Origin of the sequence: Actinomadura hibisca NBRC 15177, assembly GCF_001552635.1 — a bacterium.
Classification (GTDB): Bacteria; Actinomycetota; Actinomycetes; order Streptosporangiales; family Streptosporangiaceae; genus Spirillospora; species Spirillospora hibisca.
The window spans coordinates 1-18,720 of the sequence record NZ_BCRO01000026.1 but is presented as its reverse complement, the minus strand read 5'-3'; the positions used below and the strand labels follow the sequence as shown (position 1 = coordinate 18,720).

Sequence of the window (18,720 nt, the reverse complement as noted above, 5' to 3'; positions counted from 1 at the left end):
GGCGCTCCCGCCCGGTTAATCGGCGACCTCCAGCCGGACGAGCCTGCGGAATTCCTCGAAGACCTCGTCGAGACGGCCGGTCGATTCGGCCGTGAAAATCAGATGTCCGTGCCCCTGGAAGGTCTGCGGGGGCACCTTCAGGTATTCGCCGATCCGCTTGTAGATCTCGATTTCGTCGATGCGCGGATCGGCTTTCGCCTCCGCCACTCCGTGCACGGCGGCGAGCGTCCCGGCGCGGTCGGGGAAGATGTTGCGGAAGCCGACGGCCACCGGGTCGGGGCGGGGCGCGACGGCCGGTTCGCGGCCGAGCGCCAGGTCGAGCGCGGCCTCGACCATGTCCACGCCGGTGCTGAGCTGCGCCGACCGGTAGATGGGTCCGCCGCCCATGCGCGCCGCCGCCTCCAGCAGCACCGGCTCGTCGCCGCGCAGCCGGAACTCCACGTGCGTGACGCCGGTCTCGATGCCCATCGCCCGATGCACCTCGGCCGTCGCGGCGTAGAGCCGTTCGACGGTCGCGCGCGGCAGCCGGGTGGGGGTGCAGGCGTAGACCTCCTCGAAGGTCGGCCCGGTCGGCAGCGGCTTGTCGTGGATGGCGAAGCAGGTGGTGCGGCCGCCCGACACCACCGACTCGACGCTGATCTCGGTGCCCGGGACGAACTCCTCCAGCAGCAGCGCGCCGCCGTACTCCTCGCGCGCGCGGGCGTGCAGCGGGTCGTAGTCGAGGCTGTCCCAGGAGCCGCGCCGCACCGTCTCGAAGTGGTGCTCCAGCTCGGCGTCGCCGGCGACGCTGCGCACGTACATGCTGCCGGTGCCGATGATCGGCTTGAGGATCATCGGGTAGCCGATCCCGGCCGCCGCGCGGCGGGCCTCCGCCAGGTCCCGGGCCAGCGCGAACCTGGGCTGGCCCGCGCGGTCGCCGACGGCGGTGCGCATGGCGTGCTTGTCGCGGGCCAGGAAGGCGGTGCGCTCGGGCACGGCCGGCAGGCCGAGGTCGGCGGCGACCCGCGCGACCGCCGGGACGGGGGCCTCGGCGAAGGTCAGCACCGCGTCCACCGGCTCGGCCAGGCCGCGCGCGGCGGCGAGGGTGTCGTCGATGCTGGAGGTGTCGGCGACCACCACCTGGTCGACGTACTCCTTTTCCCAGGTGGGGTCTTTCATGATGAGCAGCAGGCGCTGGCCGTTCTCTCGGGCGTATTGCCGCGCTCGGGCGAGATGGCGCCGCCGGCTGAGATTCTTTTTGTGCAGGACGAGAATGCTCATTTATTCGTCGCCTTCCTGGATGCGACCTTGTTTTGAAGATACGGAATTGTGTACGGGGAATCGACGGCTGTGCCGTGAAACCTTCTGGGCTGTGACTTTCAGCGCCGCTTAAATCGGCAGCTCAGTGAGCCATTCGGGGCGGTGGCCGTCCGCGCCGCGCACCACCGCGCGGTAGGTCTCGGCGAGACGGCGGGTGAGCGCGCCGGGCTTGCCGTCGCCGACGCGCAGGCCGTCGATCTCGCGGATCGGGAGGATCTCCCAGGCGGTGCCCAGGAAGAACAGCTCGTCGGCCAGGTGCAGTTCGGTGCGGTCCACCTCGCGGACCTCGGTGGGCACGCCGAGGTCCGCGAGCAGGTCGAGCGCGGTGGCGCGGGTGAGGCTGTCCAGGACGCCGCTGGTGAGCGAGGGGGTGATGACGGTCCCGTCGCGCACGAGCGCCACGCAGGAGCCGGGCCCCTCGCTGACCTTGTGCCGGTCGTTCAGCAGGATCGGCCAGTCGTGCCCGTTGGTGCGCGCCTCGATCGCCGCCAACCGGCCGTTGTGGTAGTTGGAGAACGCCTTGGCGCGCGGCGGTGTGGACGCGTCGCTGATGCGCAGCCACGAGCTCACCGCCGCGCGGCAGCCCTCGTCGGCGGGCGGGCGCGCGCGGAACGGCCAGCTGTCGATGACGGTCTCGCACGCGACGCCCGCGGGCACCAGCTGCTCGCGGATGATCCCGGCGGGGAACGCCCAGGGGCGCAGGTAGGTGTCGTCGCGGCACTCGTTGGCGCGCAGCAGGTCCAGCACCGCGCGGCCCAGTTCGGCGGGCGTGTACGGGAGGTCGAGGCGGCACAGGCGCGCCGAGTCGGCCAGCCGCCGCAGGTGGTCGTCGAGCCGGAACACCAGCAGCCGCCGCCCGTCCTCGGCCAGGTACGCCTTGACGCCCTCGAACACCGCCGCGACCGACGCGTGCCCGACCGCGTTCACGTGCACCGTCGCCCGCTCCCACGGGACCAGCTCGCCGTTGCGCCAGATCCAGCGGGCGTGCTCGGCGGCGGGGTCGGCGAGCGAGCCGAGCGTCATGCGACCACCTCCGCGAGGCCGAGGGCCGCCAGGTCGGGGGCGGCCGGGTCGAGCAGCGCGTCGGCGGTGCCGAGGCCCGCCGGGCCTGTGGCCGCGTTGGGCACGGCGACGCACCGCAGTCCGGCGGCGCGGGCCGCCGCGACGCCGGGCGGGGAGTCCTCGATGACGGTGATCGTCTCCGGTGGCAGCCCGGAGCGTTCGAGGGCGCGCAGGTACAGGTCGGGAGCGGGTTTGCTGGGCAGGAGCCCGTCGCCGGTCACGACCAGGTCGAACCGGTCGCGCAGGCCGAGCCGGTCGAGATGGCCGCCCACCCAGGGCTCGCCGGAGCTGGACACCACGGCCAGGTACAGGCCGCGGCGGGCGGCCGCCGCCAGGATCGTCGCGACGCAGGGCCGCACCGGTTCCTGGTCGGCGAGCCGCTGCTTGCGCTCCAGCCGCCATGCGGCCTCGGCGTCGGTGAGCGGCCGTCCGAGCCGTCCGGCGACGTCGGCGAGCGCCACGGTGTGGCCGCCCGCGTGCCCGGCCATCGCCGCCCAGACCGTCGCGGGGAACTCCAGGCCGAAGCGGCCGTAGAGCTCTTCCCACGAACGCCTGGCGGCGCGCTCGGTGTCGCAGATGACGCCGTCGAAGTCGAAGAACAGCGCGCGCCTCATGAGTACACCTGCCGGGCGGCGTCCACCGGGCCGAGCACCCGGCCGATGTACTCGTTGCAGAACATCCCGGACGGGTCGAGCTTGCCGCGCACTGCCTGGAACCGTTCCCACTCCGGGTAGCGTGGCCGCAGCACCTCGGCGGTCGCGGTGTGCGCCTTGCCCCAGTGCGGCCGTCCGTCCAGGTCGCGCAGCAGGTGCTCGGCCGTGCGCAGGATCTCGGTGTAGCGGGCGGTCCGGGGCACGGTCAGGTTGACGTATCCGGTCGCGCGGCCGTAGGCGGGGCTCAGCGGGGAGTCGTCCGCCGCGCCGACGCGCACCAGCACCGAGTAGGGCGAGTACGCGCCGAACCGCCGGAGCGCCACGCGCAACTCGCGCAACGCCGTCGGGACGCTCTCCAGCGGCAGCGCGTGCTCCAGCGCCAGGAACTTGATCGGCTGCGGGAAGCTGAAGATCCGGTGTCCGGCGTCCACGTACTCGGTGGGAGCGCCGGAGGCCAGGATCCGCTTCATGCCGGGCACGGCGGCGGGCCGCCACCGGCCCGCGAGACCGGCTAGGCCGCAGCGCATCTCGTCCACGGTGGTCGCGTACCGTTGCCGTCCCGCGCCCCGCGTCGGGGGTTCGTCGGTGCGGTGCCAGGCCCGGGTGGCGACGTCCTCGGTCCACGGCAACCAGCCGAACGAGACGTGGTCGGCGCTGTGCGCCCACTCCGCGAACCGGTCGAGCAGGCCGTCGAGCCGTTCGCCGCCGGGCACGCTGCGCAGGTTGAACGCCGGGACGCAGCGCAGCGTCACGGTGCTGATCACGCCGAGCGCGCCGAGCGAGGTGCGGGCGGCGCGGAACAGTTCGGGGTCGGTGTCGTCGGCCAGGTCGAGCGCGGTGCCGTCGGAGGTGATCAGCCGCAGCGCCGCCACCTGCGCGGAGAACGGGCGGTGTGCGATGCCGGTGCCGTGGTTGCCGGTCGAGATCGCGCCCGCCACCGACTGGGCGTCGAGCGTGCCGATGTTGGCCAGCGCGAGGCCCGCCCCGTCCAGCGCGGCGCTGATCTCGGCGAGCCGCGTGCCCCCGCGCACGGTCACCGTCATGGCGTGCCGGTCGATGTCGAGCACGCCGGTGTAGCGGGACAGGTCGAGCAGCACGTCCTCGGTGCAGGCGAGCTGGTTGAACGAGTGGCCCGCGCCCGCGACGCGGACGCCCAGGCCCCCTTCGGCGGCGGCGCGGACGGCCTCCGCGATCTGCCCCTCGACGCGGGGCGCGACCCATTGGGCCGGGCGGCAGCGCACGGTCCGCGACCAGGTCTGCCAGATGTGTCGTCGTTCGGTCATCGGTTTCCTTCCCCGTCAGCCGTGCCCGGCGGCCAGGCGGCCGGTGAACCGGCGCACCGCGTCCTGCCAGTCCGGCATGGTGAATCCCAGGGCCGCGAGCCGGTCGGCCGCGAGCGTGGAGTCGCGGGGGCGCTCGCCGCGGAACCCGCACTCGTCCAGCGGCATCGGCGCGACCCGGCCCCCATGGTCTGAGCCGAGCGCCTCGGCGGCGACCTCGTACCAGCTCGCGCGACCCCGGTTGGCGACATGGACGGTGCCGGTCGTCCGGCGTTCCAGCAGGAAGACCAGCGCGCGGGCGAGGTCCTCGGTGTAGGTGGGCGCGCTGAACTGGTCGTCGATGAGCTGCACGCGTTCGCCGCGCGCCACCCGGCGCACCAGCGCCAGCACGTGGTCGGTGCACTCGTCCCGGCCGCCGAACAGCCACGACGTGCGCACCGACAGGTGTTCCTCGACCGCCGCGCCGATGCGCTCGCCCGCCAGCTTGGTCACCCCGTAGACGCTCAGCGGGTTGGGCACGTCGGTCTCGCGGTAGCCGCCCGCCGGGGTCTCCGCGCCGTCGAAGACGTAGTCGCTGGAGATGTAGACCAGGCGGCAGCCGTTGTCCCGGCAGGCGGCGGCCACGTTGCGGGTGCCGCCGAGGTTCACCCGGAAGGCGTCGGCGGGACGGGCCTCGCAGTCGTCCACGATGGCGTTGGCGGCGGCGTGCACCACGACGTCGGGCGCGAACGCCTCGACGGACTTGGCGACGGCGTCGGCGTCGGCGACGTCGAAGTCCTCGCGGGACACCCCGAGCGCGGGCCAGCCGCCCGGCAGCGCCCCGAGCAGGGCGCTGCCGAGCATGCCGTTCGCGCCGGTGACGTAGACGCGCATCACAGGTGCCCGAACTCGGCGAGGAGCTGGGCCACGCTCGCGCCGGAGGCGATCTTCTCCCGGATGACCCGCTCCTTGTCGATCTGGACGCGGGTGCGCTCCAGGACCTCCGCGCCGAGCGCGGGCGGGACGACGGCGATGCCGTTCTCGTCCGCCACGATGATGTCGCCGGGGTTGATGACCTGGCCCCGGACCACGACCGGCACGTTCACCTGGACGGGTTCGGTGCGGTCGTGCACGGCGGTCGGCGACGGCCGGGGCACGGTGCCGCGGTACCAGACGGGGAAGTCGAGGTCGCGGATCTCGTCCACGTCGCGGATCGCGCCGTCCACGACGCCGCCCGCCACGCCCGCCTTCTTCGACAGGGTGGACATCAGGCCGCCCCACATCGCGGTCTCCCACGCGCCCCGGCAGGCGACGATGATCACGTCGCCGGCCTGCGCGCTCGCCAGCACCGGCATGCAGTCGACCAGGTCGTCCACCGACAGGTTCACCGTCAGCGCCGGACCGGCGATCTTGTGGTGCGGGCTGACCGGCAGCAGCCCGCCGATCGCGCCCACGCGGCGGCGGGCGTCGGTCACCAGGCAGCTCGGGCTGTACTCCTTGAGCACGTCGCGGAACGCGTCCACCAGCTCCTGCGGCGGACGGTTCAGCTCGTTGCGGACGGTTTCCACGTGGTTTCTCCTTCGGGGCGGGCCTCGGGGAGGGCGAGGGTGGCGGCGAGCCGCGCGGCGCTGAGGCCGTGGGCGTCGAGGACTTCGTCGGCGGTGCCGCAGACGGGCACGCCGGTGAGGCCGACGCCGCGGAAGCGCGGCGTGGCGGGCAGGTCGAGTTCGAGCAGGGCGCGGGCGACCAGATCGGCCTGGCCGCCGCGCGTGTAGTGGTTCTCCACGACGACGATCCGTTCGGCGCCGGACGCCAGGTCGGCCAGCCAGGCGGGGTCCACCCGGTTCAGCCAGGGCAGGTTGACCACGGTCAGGTCGGCCGTCTCGGCGGCGCGCAGCAGCTCGCCGAGAACGACCGGGCCCGCGCCGATCGCGACGGTGGACCCGCCCTGGCGGACGACCGTCCCCCGGCCGACCTCCAGCGGGGCCGCGCCGGACGGTCCGGCGTCCATCGCGACGACCTCAGGCGGCACGGGCGCGCTGACCAGCCGCAGGTAGACGCTGTCGGTCGTGGACGCGCAGTACTCGACGGCCGCGCCCACCTGCACCGGCCCGGCCGGTTCGAGGACGACCAGGCCCGGCACGGCCCCGACCGCCGACACGTCCCGCACCGCCTGGTGCGAGTGGCCGGGCGCGGCGGGCAGCACCCCGGCGAGCGACCCGACGTAGATCACGCGGCGGCCCTCGGTGGCGTTGTTGTAGATGTGCTCGTTCGGCCGCGCGTGCAGGAAGCACGAGAACGAGTGGACGAACGGGACCAGCCCGCGCGCCGCCAGCCCGGAGGCCATCGACACCATGTCCTGCTCGGCGATCCCGCACTCGATGAACCGCTCGGGCAGCTTCTCCGTGAACGGGATGAGCCCGGTGTCGAGGACGAGGTCGGCGTCCATCGCGACGATCCGCTCGTCGCGGAGCGCGGCGTCGAGCAGGGCGCGGCCGTAGACCTCGGGCAGGGATGGGCCGGTCGCCTTGACGGGCGGGCGGGCGTCCGAGGCGCGCGGCGCGAGCTTCGTCAGCCCGTTGCGGGTGACGATCGTGTCGGCCGTGTGGAGCAGCTCGGCGTGCGCCTGCGCGTAGACGTCGGGCGCGGGCGCGCCGCTGTGGAAGCGGTAGCGCCACTCCCCCAGCGGCATGGACGTCGCGGCGAACGTCGGGCAGCCGCCGCCTTTCACGGTGTCGGCGATGATGACGGCCGGGCGGCCCGCGTACTGCTCGGCGCGCCGCCGGAACGCCTTCTCGATCTGGCCGAAGTCGTGCCCGTCGCAACGCAGCACGCCCCAGCCGAACCCGGCGAACCGGGCCTCTAGGTCGCCCAGGTCGTTGACGTCGCCGACCCAGGTGTCCGACTGGATCTTGTTGTGGTCGACGATGACGGTCAGCTCGCCCATGCCCGCGTTGGCCGCGCCGCCCAGGGCCTCGTAGTTCTGGCCCTCCTGGAGCTCGCCGTCGCCGGTCAGCACGAACACGCGCTGGTCGCGGCCGAGCAGGCGGTTGGCCAGGACGAGGCCCTTGGCCTTGGAGATGCCCATGCCGAGCGACCCGGTGTTGAACGGCATGTGCGGGGTGCGGACGTCGGGGTGGCCGGGCAGGCCGCCGAGCCGTCGCAGGCGGTGGACCAGGCTCTCGTCGAGCTTGCCGAGCCCGATGAGCGCGGCGTACAGGCCCGGCGCGTCGTGGCCCTTGGACGAGAAGAACACGTCGTCGCCGCCGGTCTCCTCCAGCAGCAGCCAGGTCACGAGGTCGGCGGCGCTGAAGCTGGACCCGAGGTGGCCCGACCCGGCCCGCATGACCATGTAGAGGGTGTTGATCCGGCTGAGCGCCGAGAACGCGCGCAGCCGGTCGTGGCGGTCGGTGATGCCGCCGAGCACGCGCTCGAACTCGGCGGTCGGCAACCAGTGCAAATTGTCCTCCGGAGATGTCGTCACCAGCACGAGTAGCCGCCGTCCACGAGCAGTTCGGTGCCCGTCACGTAGCCGCTGAGGTCCGAGGCCAGGAACAGCAGCGGGCCGGTCAGCTCGGTCGTGTCGGCCATCCGGCCCATGGGCGTGCGCGCGCCGAACAGCTCGCGGAAGCGCCGGTCCTGGCCGCCGAGCACGCCGCCGGGCGAGAGCGTGTTGACGCGCACGCCGCGCCGTCCCCACAGGGCGGCCAGGTAGCGGGACAGGGCGCACACCCCGGCCTTGGACATGCCGTAGGCGGGGGGCTTGAGGAACGGCGGGTCCTGCGCGAGGTGTTCGTAGAGGCGCGGGTCGGGCGCCATGCCCGCGTACAACGACCCGATGTTGACGATGGAGCCGTGTCCGCGCTCGGCCATGTCGGTGCCGAACACCTGGCAGGCGCGCAGGGTGCCGAGGGCGTTGACGTCGAGGATGCCCGCGCTGACCTCGCCGGGGATGTCGCCGAAGCGCCAGCTCTCGCCGTCGGCGCTGGGCGGCTGGTCGATGCCGGCGTTGTTGACGAGGACGGTCGGGGGGCCGAAGGTGCTGAGGCATTCGGCGAGCGCCGCCGCGAGGTCCGCGCGTTCGGTGACGTCGGCCTTGAGCAGCAGGAACCGGTCGTGGCCGTGGCGGTCCAGGGCCGCGTCCAGCGGGGCGGGGACGTCGGCGCTCAGATCGAGGCCGACGACGCGGGCGCCCGCGCCGAGCAGCGCGCCCGCCCAGACCGGCCCGAGCCGGCCGAGCGCGCCGGTGACGACGGCGGTCCGGCCGGTCAGGTCGACGCCGGGAGCGACGTCCGGGGCAGCGCCCGGCGCGGTGCCTGGGGCGGCGGTGTCGTCCGTCTTCTGGGCGGCCATGTCAGGCGACGACCTCGAAGGTGAGGTCGGCGTCGGCGGCCAGCGGCTCGGCCAGCGTCCGGCCGACCAGCTCCCCGATCAGGTAGGGCCGCAACCCGTCGCCCGGCGACTTGATCGCGATGTCGCGCTCGCTGAGCACCTGGCCCGCGGGCAGGTCGCGGGCGGCCACCAGCTTCTTGCCCATCTTGCGCAGCGCCGAGGCCTCCGACGGCATCTGCCGCTTCTCCGGGCGGCCGAGCGCCCGGCGGGCCTCGCGCAGCCCCGCCACCAGCCGGGCGAGCTGCGCCGGCTCCAGCGAGAAGTGATGGTCGCTGCCCGGCCGGGTGCGGTCGAGGGTGAAGTGCTTCTCCACGACGCGGGCGCCGAGCGTGTAGGCGACCATGCTCAGCTCGGTCCCGAGGTCGTGGCCGGAGAAACCGACCACGACCTCGGGGAACTCCCGGCGGAACGTCTCGATGACCGACAGGTGCAGGTCGGCCGCGCCCGCCGGGTACACGGCGGTGCACTGGAGCACCGCCAGCTCGGGGTTGATGGGCAGGATCGTTTCGACCGCGCGCCGGACGTCCTCCATGTTCGCGCCGCCGGTGGAGATGACCAGCGGCTTGCCGGTCTTGGCGGCGTACGCCAGCAGCGGCGTGTTGGTGAGGTCGGCCGAGGCCATCTTGATGGCGGGCACGTCCAGGTCGGCCAGGAAGTCCACGCTGGCGAAGTCGAAGGCGGTGGAGATGAAGTCGATCCCCGCGTCCTTGGCGACCTTGGCCAGCTCGGTGTATTCGTGCAGGCCGAATTCCAGCGCCTCGCGGTGCGCGCCGTAGGTGGGGCCGTAGCTGTTGCGGCCGGTGTACGGCTCGTCGTACATGCTGGCGGTGAACAACGAGCGGTTGTCGCGCTTCTGGAGCTTGGCGGCGCTGGCGCCCGCTTCCGCGGCGCGCACGACCAGTTCCTTCGCCTTGTCGAGATCGCCTTCGTGGTTGTGCCCGATTTCGGCGATGACGTAGGCGTCGGTGTCGTCCGAAACGATGTGATCGCCGATGGTGAGCTTTCGAGCAGCCATTCTCTCTCCCGTGATTCGGAGGTGGGCCCGGCGTCCGCGCATGGCGGCGGGCGCCGTTTTTTCGGCCTTGTCGCGGGGGGATGAATGATTGATACACAGCGGACATTGCCGACGTCAACGCGGTTGGTACCGAGTTCCCGGCTGGCGCCCAGAAGGTTTTAAGGGTCAGGTATAGCGCGTCTAACCGATCCACTTGGCGGCGTTTTTCGACGGAGCGTGACGACTTCGGCGCGCACCGCTGGAATCGTGACGGAGAATATTGCGTCACTACAGCCGTTGCTTCGTTCTTCCAGGGCTGCGCCAGGCGGACTCCAGCGCTCCTGAAGGAACACAAAAGGCTTGCGAAGGCGCCGATATTGTGCTCGCAGGCCAGAGTTAAGCGGCACCGGAAGTGCCCCTTAAGAAGCTTTCATCCCTCGGGGCCGACTTCGCCCTCCTGCGAAAGTCGCTTTCTTTGGCACAATGACAGCCCGGCCGACACTCCCCGTCAGGAGGAGACCCTGATGCACGCTTCCACCTTCGCGATCGGCGGCGATCTGGTCGTTCACCGGCTCGGTTTCGGCGCGATGCACCTGACCGGCCCCGGCGTGTGGGGGCCGCCCGCCGACCGCGAGGCCGCGGTCAAGGTCGCGCGGCGGGCCGTCGAGCTCGGCGTGGACTTCGTCGACACCGCCGACTCCTACGGCCCCGGCAGCAACGAGGACCTGCTCGCCGACGCGCTGCACCCCTACCCCGAGGGCCTGGTCATCGGCACCAAGGTCGGGCAGAGCCGGCCGAGCGCCCGCGAGTGGCGGCCGCTCGGCCGTCCCGAGTACATCCGCCAGCAGGCCGAGCTGAGCCTGCGCCGCCTCCGCCTGGAGCGCATCGACCTCTATCAGCTGCACCGCATCGACCCGAAGGTCCCCGAGGACGAGCAGTTCGGCGCGCTCAAGCAACTGCAGGACGAGGGGAAGATCCGGCACATCGGGCTGTCGGAGGTGACGGTCGAGCAGATCGAGCGGGCACGCCGCCAGATCGAGGTGGTCAGCGTGCAGAACCTCTACAACCTGACCGACCGGGGGCACGAGCCGGTGCTCGACCACTGCGAGCGCGAGGGCATCGCGTTCATCCCGTGGGTGCCGATCGCCTCGGGCGCGCTGGCCGACCCGTCCGGGCCGGTCGCCGGGATCGCCGCCGAGCTGGGCGCGACCCCGGCGCAGGTGTGCCTGGCCTGGCTGTTGCGCCGGTCGCCGGTGGTGATCCCCATCCCGGGCACCGGGTCGGCCGACCACCTGGCCGAGAACGTCGCGGCGGCCGGGCTGGAGCTGTCGGACGAGCAGTTCCGGCGGCTGTCGGAGATCGGCTGACCGTGCGCGCGATCCTCGTCACCGAGTACGGCCCGCCCGAGGTGCTGCGGCCCGCCGACGTCCCCGACCCGCGTCCCGGGCCGGGCGAGGTGCTGGTGGACGTCGCCGCGGCCGGGGTCAACTTCATCGACGTGTACCAGCGCAGCGGTGCCTACCCGGTGCCGCTGCCCTACGTCGCCGGGGTGGAGGCCGCGGGCACCGTCACGGCCGTCGGCCCCGGGGTGAGCGGGGACGAGCCCGGAACCGGCGATCGGGTCGGCGGGAACGAGCTCCGGGCCGACGACCGGGGCGGCGGGAACGAGCTTCGGGTCGACGACCGGGGCGGCGGAGCCGGGTTCCGGGTCGGCGATCGGGTCGGATGGGTCAACCTGCCCGGCGCGTACGCCGAGCGCGCGGTCGTCCCCGCCGACCGGCTCGTCCCGATCCCGGACGGCCTCGACCTGACGGCCGCCGCGTCCGTGCTGCTCCAGGGCATGACCGCGCACTACCTCACCCACGACACCCACCGCGTGCGGCCCGGCGACACCGTGCTGGTCCACGCGGCGGCGGGCGGGATGGGGCTGATGCTCACCCGGCTGGTCAAGCTGCTGGGCGGGCACGTGATCGGCACCGTCTCGACGGCGGCGAAGCAGCGGCTGGCGGAGGAGGCGGGCGCCGACCACGTCATCCGGTACCGGGACGCCGACGTGGCCGCGCGCGTGCGCGAGCTGACCGCCGGGCGCGGCGTCGCGGCCGTCTACGACGGCGTCGGCGGGCCGACGTTCGAGGCGAGCCTCGCGTCGTTGCGGCCGCGCGGGGTGCTCGCCCTCTACGGCCAGGCGGGCGGGCCCGTGCCGCCGGTGGACCCGCAACGGCTGAACGCGGCCGGGTCGGTCTTCCTCACCCGGCCGAACCTCTCGCACCACATCGCCGACCCCGCCGAGCTGCGCGCGCGCAGCGGCGACCTGTTCCGGTGGCTGGCCGGAGGGAAGCTGGAGGTCTGCGTCCGGCGGGACCTCCCGCTCACCGACGCGCACGTCGCCCATCAGATGCTGGAGACCGGTTCCTCGGCGGGGAAGCTGGTCTTGGTGCTGTAGTCCAGCTCGGTGGGCAGGGCCGTGGTGACCAGCGCGTCGACGGCGGCGCGGATCGCGGGCCGCCGCGCCGACTCGCGCCGCCACACCGCGTACACGTGCCGGCTGAGCAGCGGCCGGACGCCGCTGACCGCCACGCCGGGCGGCACCATGTCGCGGCCGAGCCGCGGGATGACGCAGATGCCGAGGCCGGAGGCGACCAGCGCGAGCTGGGTGGAGTAGTCGGCGGCGGTGTGCACCACGCGGGGCTCGACGCCGCGCGCCCGCAACGTCTGCATCAGCCAGTCGTGGCAGACCGAGCCCGGCGTCCAGGTGATCCAGTTCTCGCCGGCCAGCTCGTCCAGCTCCAGCGTGTGGCGCTGGGCGAGCGGGTGCCCGGCGGGCAGCGCGACGTCGGCGACGTCGTCGAGCAGCGGCGCCTTCATCAGCCCGTCGGGCAGGTCGAGCGGGGCGTTGAACCAGTCCTGGACCACCGCGATGTCGACGTCGCCGCGCACCAGGCGCGGGAGCGACACGTCCGGCTCGTGCTCGCAGACCTCCAGGCGCAGGCTCGGGTGCCGCTCGCGCAGTGCGACGATCGCCGGGGGCAGCAGCCCCCGGACGGCGGTGGAGAACCCGGCGATGGACAACCGCCCGGCGATCGCGCCGCGGTGCCCGTCGAGCGTCGCCTCGGCCTCGTTGACCAGCGACAGGATGCGGTCGGCGTACCCGACGAGCAGGACCGCCGCGTCGGTGAGCCGCACGCCGCGGCCGAGCCGTTCGATCATGCGCTGGCCGGTCTCGCGCTCCAGCTTGGTGATGCGCTGGGACACCGCCGAGGTGGTGATGTGCAGGGTCTCGGCCGCCCCGCTCAGCGACCCGTGTTCGTGCACTGCGTGCAGGGCATGCAGCAAAGGAATGTCGAGCATCGTCGTCCACGACTCCTCTTAACGGGCCCCCGCCCGTTCCCCGTTGTCCGCCCCGTGCCCACCGCGGTGTCTTCTTGACTGCATTTCGACAACCCGAGACAACCTCAGTCGGACTCAAGGAACTGTACCCGCGCTGATGTGATCGAAGATGACCGTTTCCGGACAACGGAATACGAAGATCGCCGCCATTCAAGATCAGCCCGGTAATCGCGTTTCGCGTTTTCCGGGCCGGCGGAATGGACGATCAGTCCGCGGCGGCGGGCGGTTCCAGCATCGGCACCAGGAAACGCCGGGCCACCTCGGCCAGCTGCTCGTCGTCGTCGAGGTCCACGAGGTGGCTGGGAATCGCCAGGAAGGAGGCGGAGACCCGGACCATCATCTCGGCCACGAGGTCGGTGTCCAGGGCGTCCGGCACGTTGCCCGCGCGCTGCTCCTGCCGGAGCTGGCCCGCGACGAACCGCCGCACGGTCGCGACGGTCCGCCCGCCGTCGCCGATCATCGAGGCCACCAGGAGATCCGTCTCGGTGGCGATCAGGCCGCCGATCAGCGGGTTGCCGCGGATGGCGCGCAGCGAGCTGACGAAGCCCAGCACCACCCGGTCGGCGGCGGTCCCGGCCCGCGCTATGTCGGTGAGGAACCGGTCGAAGTAGCGGCGGAACTCCCGGCGCACCACCTGCTCGACCAGCGCGTCCTTGGTGGCGAACCGCCGGTAGACGGTGATCCGCGAGACCCCGGCCCGGCGCGCCACGTCCTCCATGGTGGAGCGCTGGATGCCCATCCGGCAGAACTGCTCGTAGGCCGCGTCGAGCACGCACGCGCGCGTCTCGTCGGTGTCGTCGACCTGCTCGACGGCGTCGGTGTAGGCGCGTTCGAGCAGCGACTCGGCGTCGGGGGCCTTCGCGAGGAAGGGCAGCGCGGGTTCCATGGTCTCCTCCTGCGGCGACCGCTTCGCTCAGCCGCCGGCACTCGCCGTCAGGATAGGTCTTGTGACGCCCGACACAGTGTGCTCTCATAGGGCTGCCGTCGATGATACGCAGATGCAGGTTGTGTATCACCGTATCAGCGCGGCGCGCGGCCCCGAGGAGGAGCGAAGGCATGGACAAACCCAGCAGGCGCAACGTGTTGGTGGCGGGCGGGACGCTCGGCGCGCTCGGTGCCCTGAGCGCGGCGTCGCCCGCGCAGGCGTCGGCACTGTGGACGTGGTCGCCCAAGGGCTCGGTGGCGGGCGCGGGCGCCGGCGTCGACCCCCGGCAGGTGTGGGACGCCGAGGCCGACCAGCTGGTGGCCTCGCTGCTCGAACGGGGAGAGGTCACCAGGGTCAACACGCTGCTGCGAAAGTGGACCAAGAACGGCCAGACCCTGCCGTCGGGGCTGCCCGCCGACCTGCGCGACTTCATCGAGCGGGCCCGGCGACTGCCGTCGTGGGTGGACCAGGGCAAGCTCGCCGCCGCCGTGAACTTCAACGAGAAGCGCGGGCTCTACCTCGGGGTGACCTACGGCTTCGCCAGCGGGATGATGAGCACCGCCATCCCGCACGAGGCGCGCGCGGTCTACTACTCCAAGGGCGGCGCGGACATGCGCGACCGCATCACCAAGACCGCCAAGCTCGGCTACGACATCGGCTCGTCCAACGCGTTCAAGCCGGACGGCGAGATGATCGTGACCTGCGTCAAGACGCGGCTGGCGCACGCGGGGGTGCGCAACCTGCTGCCGAAGTCGGCGGCCTGGGGCAAGGTCGCCGACGAGCGCGTCCCGATCAGCCAGGCGGACATGATGGTCACCTGGCACAGCCTGCCCACGACCGTCATGCAGAACCTGACCAAGTGGAAGGTGCCGATCCCCGCCGCCGAGTCCGAGGCGTTCCTGCACACCTGGCAGGTGGCCGCGCACATGCTCGGGATCAAGGACGAGTACATCCCCGACTCGTGGACCGAGGCGAACGCGCAGGCCGCGCAGGTGCTGACGCCGATCCTGGCCCCGACGCCCGAGGGCGTCAAGCTGGCCGACATCCTGCTGAACCTGGCGTCCTTCCTGGACGGCGGCATCCTCAGCAAGCCCGTCCTCGGCGCGCTGAGCCGCTACGTGCTCGGCGACGAGATCGCCGACTGGATGAAGATCCCCAAGGACCCGTTCTGGGACCCGATCTTCGAGACGGCGTGGGAGCCGTTCATCGCGGTCCGCGAGGGCCTGCTGTCGCTGGAGAAGGCGCCGGGGGCGCTGCAGAAGGCGTACTGGGCGTTCGACGAGATCCTGCGTCTGGGGATCCTGGTGGTGCTGTCCGGTGGGGACCTGCCGATCAGCATCGACATCCCGCAGACCAACAACCCGCACTACTGAGGCGGTCCGGGGTCACCCCGATCCTCTGCTTGTGACCAGGGGCTTCGCCGAAGACGATCGTCTTCGGCGAAGCCCCTGCCGCGTTCCGGTCGTACGACCCATCACCCGAGCGGCGTAGCGGGTTCCCTCCAGAGAGGGATCCACCGTCCCACCGGTGGTTGCGATCGTCATGACCGAACGGGCCCGCCAGCGGCCTGCCGAACCCGGGGGTCACACATGCCGTCAGCCGCATACCGCGATGAATCCGTTGCCGCTCGGCCCGGTCGGTTCCGTGCCGCCTGGCAGGCGGCCCATCAGCCCGCCCCCGGCGTGTCCCGACGCCTACGACTCGCCGCCTATGCCGTGCCTTTCGTCGTTCTGCCCTCAAGCCTGTGGCGGCTTCCAGCGGCGTTCGACCAAGGGAGCAGTTGGGGAGAGGGGTTGTACATCCTCTCCCTCTCCGTCGTCTCCGAGCTTCTCGCCTTCGCCGCGATCGGGCTGATCGCCCGCTGGGGCGAGGTGTTCCCGCGCTGGATCCCCGGCCTGGGCGGTAGCCGGGTCCCGACGAAGGCGGCGGTCATCCCAGCCGCCCTCGGAGCCACGATCCTCACGCTCGCGTTCACCGTCCTGGTCATCGTCAACGAGATCCAGGGCACCACGATCCGCGGCGACGACCTACCCGCTGACTTCCCCAGCGAGGCCGGTGGCTGGGAAGCCGCCTGGTTCTACCTCTGCTACACACCTCTGATCCTGTGGGGACCGCTGCTGGCCGTGCTGACCGTCGCCTATTACAAGCGCCGCCGCGGAACAGGTGCACAGGCCGCGAATTGAGCCTCCAAGATGCCTTATCACTGCCGCAGCGCTTTGAGACCCGCCACGAGCAGGGCGAGGCCGAACTCGAAGTGGGGCGCATAATCCGGTTCGGCAAGGGTGGGCAAAGCGGCGGTGAGGTGGGGATATCCGCCAGAGGAGACCGCCTCGCGCAGGACCTCCGGGTCGGCCGGGGAACCGCCATCCGGCCGTAGTGCGGCTTGCTCTTCCAGGGTGTGCCCGACGGTGAAGTGGACCACCGCCATCAGGGCCCGCGCCGCGTCCGCGTCGCTGAATCCGGCGTCGCGCAGGACGCCTGTGCAGACTTCCGAAAAGCCCAGGGTGCCCGGCCCGGTGGAGTGCGTCCCGGCGAACACGCGGGCACCGTCGCGGTGGGCCAGCAGGGCGTGCCGCAGCGCCCTGGCCAGGTCGGAGAGGCGGTCGCTCCAGTCCGCGCCGCTCACCGGGGCGCCGACGCCGGCCATCATGCGCTCGGCCATCGCGGTCAGCAGGTCGTCCTTGGTCCGGAAGTACCTGTAGAGCGCCCCGGCCTGCACGCCCATCGCGTCCGCCAGCCGCCGCATGGTCAGCGCGTCGAGACCGGAGTCGTTCAGCAGCGCCAGCGCGGTCTCGACGGTGCGCGCCTGGTCGAGGCGGGGCGGGCGGCCGCGGGCCGGGCGGGAGGTTGACACGTCGCTCATGGCGGCGATTATAGTGAACAACGTTCACGTGAACGTTGTTCACTAATATGGAGGAAGCCGTGACCCCCGATGTGATCGTCGTCGGAGCGGGCCCGACCGGGCTGATGCTCGCCTGCGAGCTGGCGCTGGCGGGCGTCCGGCCGTTGGTCGTCGAACGCCGCCCGGAACCGCAGCGCGACTCCCGGGCCCTGACGCTGCATCCGCGCAGCGTCGAGCTGATGGACCTGCGGGGGCTGGCCCCCCGCTTCCTCGCGGCCGGCACCACCATGCCGGGCTGGCACTTCGCGGGCCTGGAGACCCGGCTCGACTTCACCGCCCTCGACAGCCGCCACGCCTACACGCTGTTCATCGCCCAGGCCCGCACCGAGGCGCTGCTGGCGGAGCGGGCCGGTGAGCTCGACGTCGAGATCCTGCGAGGGCACGAGACCGTCGACGTGCGCCAGGACTCCGCCGGTGTCGAGGTGGACGTGCGCGGCCCCGGCGGACGGCGGACCCTTCGCGCCGCATACGCGGTGGGGTGCGACGGCGGACGCAGCCTGGTGCGCACGGCCGCGGGGATCGGCTTCCCGGGGACGGACGAGACGATGACCGGCGTCCTCGGCGACTTCGAGACGGTGGACCGGACCGATCCGGGACTCCAGCGCGCGCAGGCCCGCGGCGTGCTGATCGCACCGCTGGAAGACGGGGCCACCCGAATCGTCTACCTCGACCCCGCGCGGATGCGCGTCCCCTCCCGGGAGCCGGTGACGCTGGAGGAGTTTCGGACCTCCCTGACCAACATCTGCGGGTCCGACTGCGGCGTCGGCCGACCGCGCTGGTTGTCCCGCTTCGGCAACGCCAGCCGCCTCGCCGACCGGTACCGCGCGGGCCGGATCCTGCTGGCGGGCGACGCCGCCCACATCCACTTCCCCGCAGGCGGGCAGGGCCTCAACACCGGATTGCAGGACGCAGCCAACCTGGGCTGGAAGCTGGCGGCCCAGATCAACGGCTGGGCGCCACCCGGGCTGCTGGACGGCTACGACGCCGAGCGCCGACCGGTCGGCGCGGCGGTCGTCGAGAACACCGAGGTCCAAACGCTGCTGGCGGAACTGGTGCTCGTCCCGCAGTACGCGGGCCCCGCCGCCGCGCTGCGCGGGATGCTCGACGGGTTCCTGAGGACGGCCGAGGTCAACCGGAACCTGGCCGCGCAGGTGTCCGCCCTCGGCACCACCTACCCTGCCCGCCGCCCGGACGCCGACCCGCTGGAGGGACGGCGCATGCCGGACATCGGCCTGACCGCCGAGGGATCGTCCGCCACCCGGGTCTACGAGCTGACCGACCACGGCCGTTTCGTGCTGCTGGACTTCGCCGCGGACAAGACGCTCCCACCCGCCGTCGAGACGGGGTGGAGCCGACGCGTCGAGGCCGTGACGGTGACCGGGTGGGACCACCACCCCGAACTGGCGGGCGTGTCCGAGATCCTGGTGCGCCCCGACGGCCATATCGCCTGGGCAAGCCGGAGCAGAGACACGGCCGAACGGCGGGCCGAGCGCGCGCGGGAACTGACCGCGTGGGCGGGCACCCCTGGCACAGAGAGCTGAGTGGTGGGCTTGTGAGAAAAGCCGCGCGGGTTGGGGGTGCTGGATATCTGGACCAACGCCGTGCGAGGTGGGTTGGTGGTTGGGCGCGGGGCTGGGGTTGGTGGTCGGGCGCGGGGGTGGGGTTGTTGAGCTCCTGCACCAACCCCGCACGGGCTGGGGTTGTTGATTGAGTGCGGGGCGCGGGGCTGGGGTAGGTGATCGGGCGCGGAGCGCGGGGCTGGGGTAGGTGGTCGAGCGCGGGGCGCGGGGCTGGGGTAGGTGATCGGGCGCGGAGCGCGGGGCTGGGGTAGGTTGGTCGGCTGTAGA

General features: G+C 72.4%; 17 protein-coding genes. 5 read left to right on the top strand and 12 right to left on the bottom strand.

The window, feature by feature from the left end; all coding sequences use genetic code 11:
• Nucleotides 1-15: 15 nt before the first annotated feature.
• The 9 genes from AH6_RS12405 to AH6_RS12365 all read right to left on the bottom strand — a co-directional run bounded on the left by AH6_RS12405 (nt 16) and on the right by AH6_RS12365 (nt 9,680).
• Nucleotides 16-1,158 (bottom strand): ATP-grasp domain-containing protein, encoded by a 1,143-nt coding sequence (locus AH6_RS12405; protein ID WP_218005789.1) that lies wholly within the window; start codon nt 1,156-1,158, stop codon nt 16-18.
• A 210-nt stretch (nt 1,159-1,368) separates the two neighbouring features.
• Nucleotides 1,369-2,322 carry an aminotransferase class IV gene (locus tag AH6_RS12400; protein WP_067478660.1) on the bottom strand — a complete coding sequence of 318 codons (954 nt, stop codon included), beginning with the start codon at nt 2,320-2,322 and terminating at the stop codon, nt 1,369-1,371.
• On the bottom strand, nt 2,319-2,975 hold the full coding sequence (locus tag AH6_RS12395; protein ID WP_067478657.1) for an HAD family hydrolase: 657 nt from the start codon (nt 2,973-2,975) through the stop codon (nt 2,319-2,321). The genes AH6_RS12400 and AH6_RS12395 overlap by 4 nt, the downstream gene beginning before the upstream one ends.
• A complete protein-coding gene (locus tag AH6_RS12390; protein WP_067478655.1) occupies nt 2,972-4,297 on the bottom strand; it encodes a D-arabinono-1,4-lactone oxidase in 1,326 nt (441 codons plus the stop codon). Before AH6_RS12390 ends, AH6_RS12395 begins: the two co-directional genes overlap by 4 nt.
• Nucleotides 4,298-4,312: 15 nt before the next feature.
• Nucleotides 4,313-5,167 (bottom strand): dTDP-4-dehydrorhamnose reductase, encoded by an 855-nt coding sequence (gene rfbD, locus AH6_RS12385; protein WP_067478652.1) that lies wholly within the window; start codon nt 5,165-5,167, stop codon nt 4,313-4,315.
• Nucleotides 5,167-5,841: an RraA family protein gene (locus AH6_RS12380; protein WP_067478649.1), complete on the bottom strand. Its 675-nt coding sequence runs from the start codon at nt 5,839-5,841 to the stop codon at nt 5,167-5,169. Before AH6_RS12380 ends, rfbD begins: the two co-directional genes overlap by 1 nt.
• Nucleotides 5,817-7,757, bottom strand: a complete 1,941-nt coding sequence (locus AH6_RS12375) for a thiamine pyrophosphate-binding protein (RefSeq protein WP_067479136.1) — start codon at nt 7,755-7,757, stop codon at nt 5,817-5,819. The genes AH6_RS12380 and AH6_RS12375 overlap by 25 nt, the downstream gene beginning before the upstream one ends.
• Nucleotides 7,754-8,626, bottom strand: a complete 873-nt coding sequence (locus AH6_RS43665; RefSeq protein ID WP_157431422.1) for an SDR family oxidoreductase — start codon at nt 8,624-8,626, stop codon at nt 7,754-7,756. Before AH6_RS43665 ends, AH6_RS12375 begins: the two co-directional genes overlap by 4 nt.
• A gap of 1 nt (nt 8,627) precedes the next feature.
• On the bottom strand, nt 8,628-9,680 hold the full coding sequence (locus AH6_RS12365) for an N-acetylneuraminate synthase family protein (protein ID WP_067478646.1): 1,053 nt from the start codon (nt 9,678-9,680) through the stop codon (nt 8,628-8,630).
• A gap of 503 nt (nt 9,681-10,183) precedes the next feature.
• Between AH6_RS12365 and AH6_RS12360 the strand changes: the two genes are divergently transcribed.
• Nucleotides 10,184-11,026, top strand: a complete 843-nt coding sequence (locus AH6_RS12360; protein WP_067478643.1) for an aldo/keto reductase — start codon at nt 10,184-10,186, stop codon at nt 11,024-11,026.
• Nucleotides 11,027-11,028: 2 nt separating this feature from the next.
• Entirely contained in the window at nt 11,029-12,102 is a 1,074-nt protein-coding gene (locus AH6_RS12355) for a quinone oxidoreductase family protein (protein WP_067478640.1), read from the top strand.
• On the opposite strand, the gene AH6_RS12350 is transcribed toward AH6_RS12355, so the two are convergent.
• Both AH6_RS12350 and AH6_RS12345 read right to left on the bottom strand, forming a co-directional pair.
• On the bottom strand, nt 12,051-13,007 hold the full coding sequence (locus AH6_RS12350) for a LysR family transcriptional regulator (protein ID WP_083982684.1): 957 nt from the start codon (nt 13,005-13,007) through the stop codon (nt 12,051-12,053). The two genes, AH6_RS12355 and AH6_RS12350, sit on opposite strands and share 52 nt — an antisense overlap.
• A 244-nt stretch (nt 13,008-13,251) precedes the next feature.
• Nucleotides 13,252-13,932, bottom strand: coding sequence for a TetR/AcrR family transcriptional regulator (locus AH6_RS12345; RefSeq protein WP_067478634.1), 681 nt, complete (start codon nt 13,930-13,932; stop codon nt 13,252-13,254).
• A gap of 170 nt (nt 13,933-14,102) precedes the next feature.
• On the opposite strand from AH6_RS12345, the gene AH6_RS12340 reads away from it, so the two are divergent.
• On the top strand, nt 14,103-15,344 hold the full coding sequence (locus AH6_RS12340; protein WP_067478631.1) for an oxygenase MpaB family protein: 1,242 nt from the start codon (nt 14,103-14,105) through the stop codon (nt 15,342-15,344).
• A 420-nt stretch (nt 15,345-15,764) separates the two neighbouring features.
• A complete protein-coding gene (locus tag AH6_RS12335; protein WP_218005788.1) occupies nt 15,765-16,154 on the top strand; it encodes a hypothetical protein in 390 nt (129 codons plus the stop codon).
• A 17-nt stretch (nt 16,155-16,171) separates the two neighbouring features.
• On the opposite strand, the gene AH6_RS12330 is transcribed toward AH6_RS12335, so the two are convergent.
• Nucleotides 16,172-16,834 carry a TetR/AcrR family transcriptional regulator gene (locus AH6_RS12330; protein ID WP_067478624.1) on the bottom strand — a complete coding sequence of 221 codons (663 nt, stop codon included), beginning with the start codon at nt 16,832-16,834 and terminating at the stop codon, nt 16,172-16,174.
• 59 nt (nt 16,835-16,893) lie between these two features.
• Here AH6_RS12330 and AH6_RS12325 point away from each other — a divergent pair, with 59 nt between their 5' ends.
• Nucleotides 16,894-18,414: a monooxygenase gene (locus AH6_RS12325; protein ID WP_067479131.1), complete on the top strand. Its 1,521-nt coding sequence runs from the start codon at nt 16,894-16,896 to the stop codon at nt 18,412-18,414.
• Nucleotides 18,415-18,720 lie beyond the last annotated feature (306 nt).

Bases quoted from the DNA above. Each gene is read 5' to 3' on its own strand.
- AH6_RS12405 (WP_218005789.1), bottom strand. From the start codon at position 1,158: ATGAAAGACCCCACCTGGGAAAAGGAGTACGTCGACCAGGTGGTGGTC.
- AH6_RS12400 (WP_067478660.1), bottom strand. From the start codon at position 2,322: ATGACGCTCGGCTCGCTCGCCGACCCCGCCGCCGAGCACGCCCGCTGG.
- AH6_RS12395 (WP_067478657.1), bottom strand. From the start codon at position 2,975: ATGAGGCGCGCGCTGTTCTTCGACTTCGACGGCGTCATCTGCGACACC.
- AH6_RS12390 (WP_067478655.1), bottom strand. From the start codon at position 4,297: ATGACCGAACGACGACACATCTGGCAGACCTGGTCGCGGACCGTGCGC.
- rfbD (WP_067478652.1), bottom strand. From the start codon at position 5,167: ATGCGCGTCTACGTCACCGGCGCGAACGGCATGCTCGGCAGCGCCCTG.
- AH6_RS43665 (WP_157431422.1), bottom strand. From the start codon at position 8,626: ATGGCCGCCCAGAAGACGGACGACACCGCCGCCCCAGGCACCGCGCCG.
- AH6_RS12365 (WP_067478646.1), bottom strand. From the start codon at position 9,680: ATGGCTGCTCGAAAGCTCACCATCGGCGATCACATCGTTTCGGACGAC.
- AH6_RS12360 (WP_067478643.1), top strand. From the start codon at position 10,184: ATGCACGCTTCCACCTTCGCGATCGGCGGCGATCTGGTCGTTCACCGG.
- AH6_RS12350 (WP_083982684.1), bottom strand. From the start codon at position 13,007: ATGCTCGACATTCCTTTGCTGCATGCCCTGCACGCAGTGCACGAACAC.
- AH6_RS12345 (WP_067478634.1), bottom strand. From the start codon at position 13,932: ATGGAACCCGCGCTGCCCTTCCTCGCGAAGGCCCCCGACGCCGAGTCG.
- AH6_RS12340 (WP_067478631.1), top strand. From the start codon at position 14,103: ATGGACAAACCCAGCAGGCGCAACGTGTTGGTGGCGGGCGGGACGCTC.
- AH6_RS12330 (WP_067478624.1), bottom strand. From the start codon at position 16,834: ATGAGCGACGTGTCAACCTCCCGCCCGGCCCGCGGCCGCCCGCCCCGC.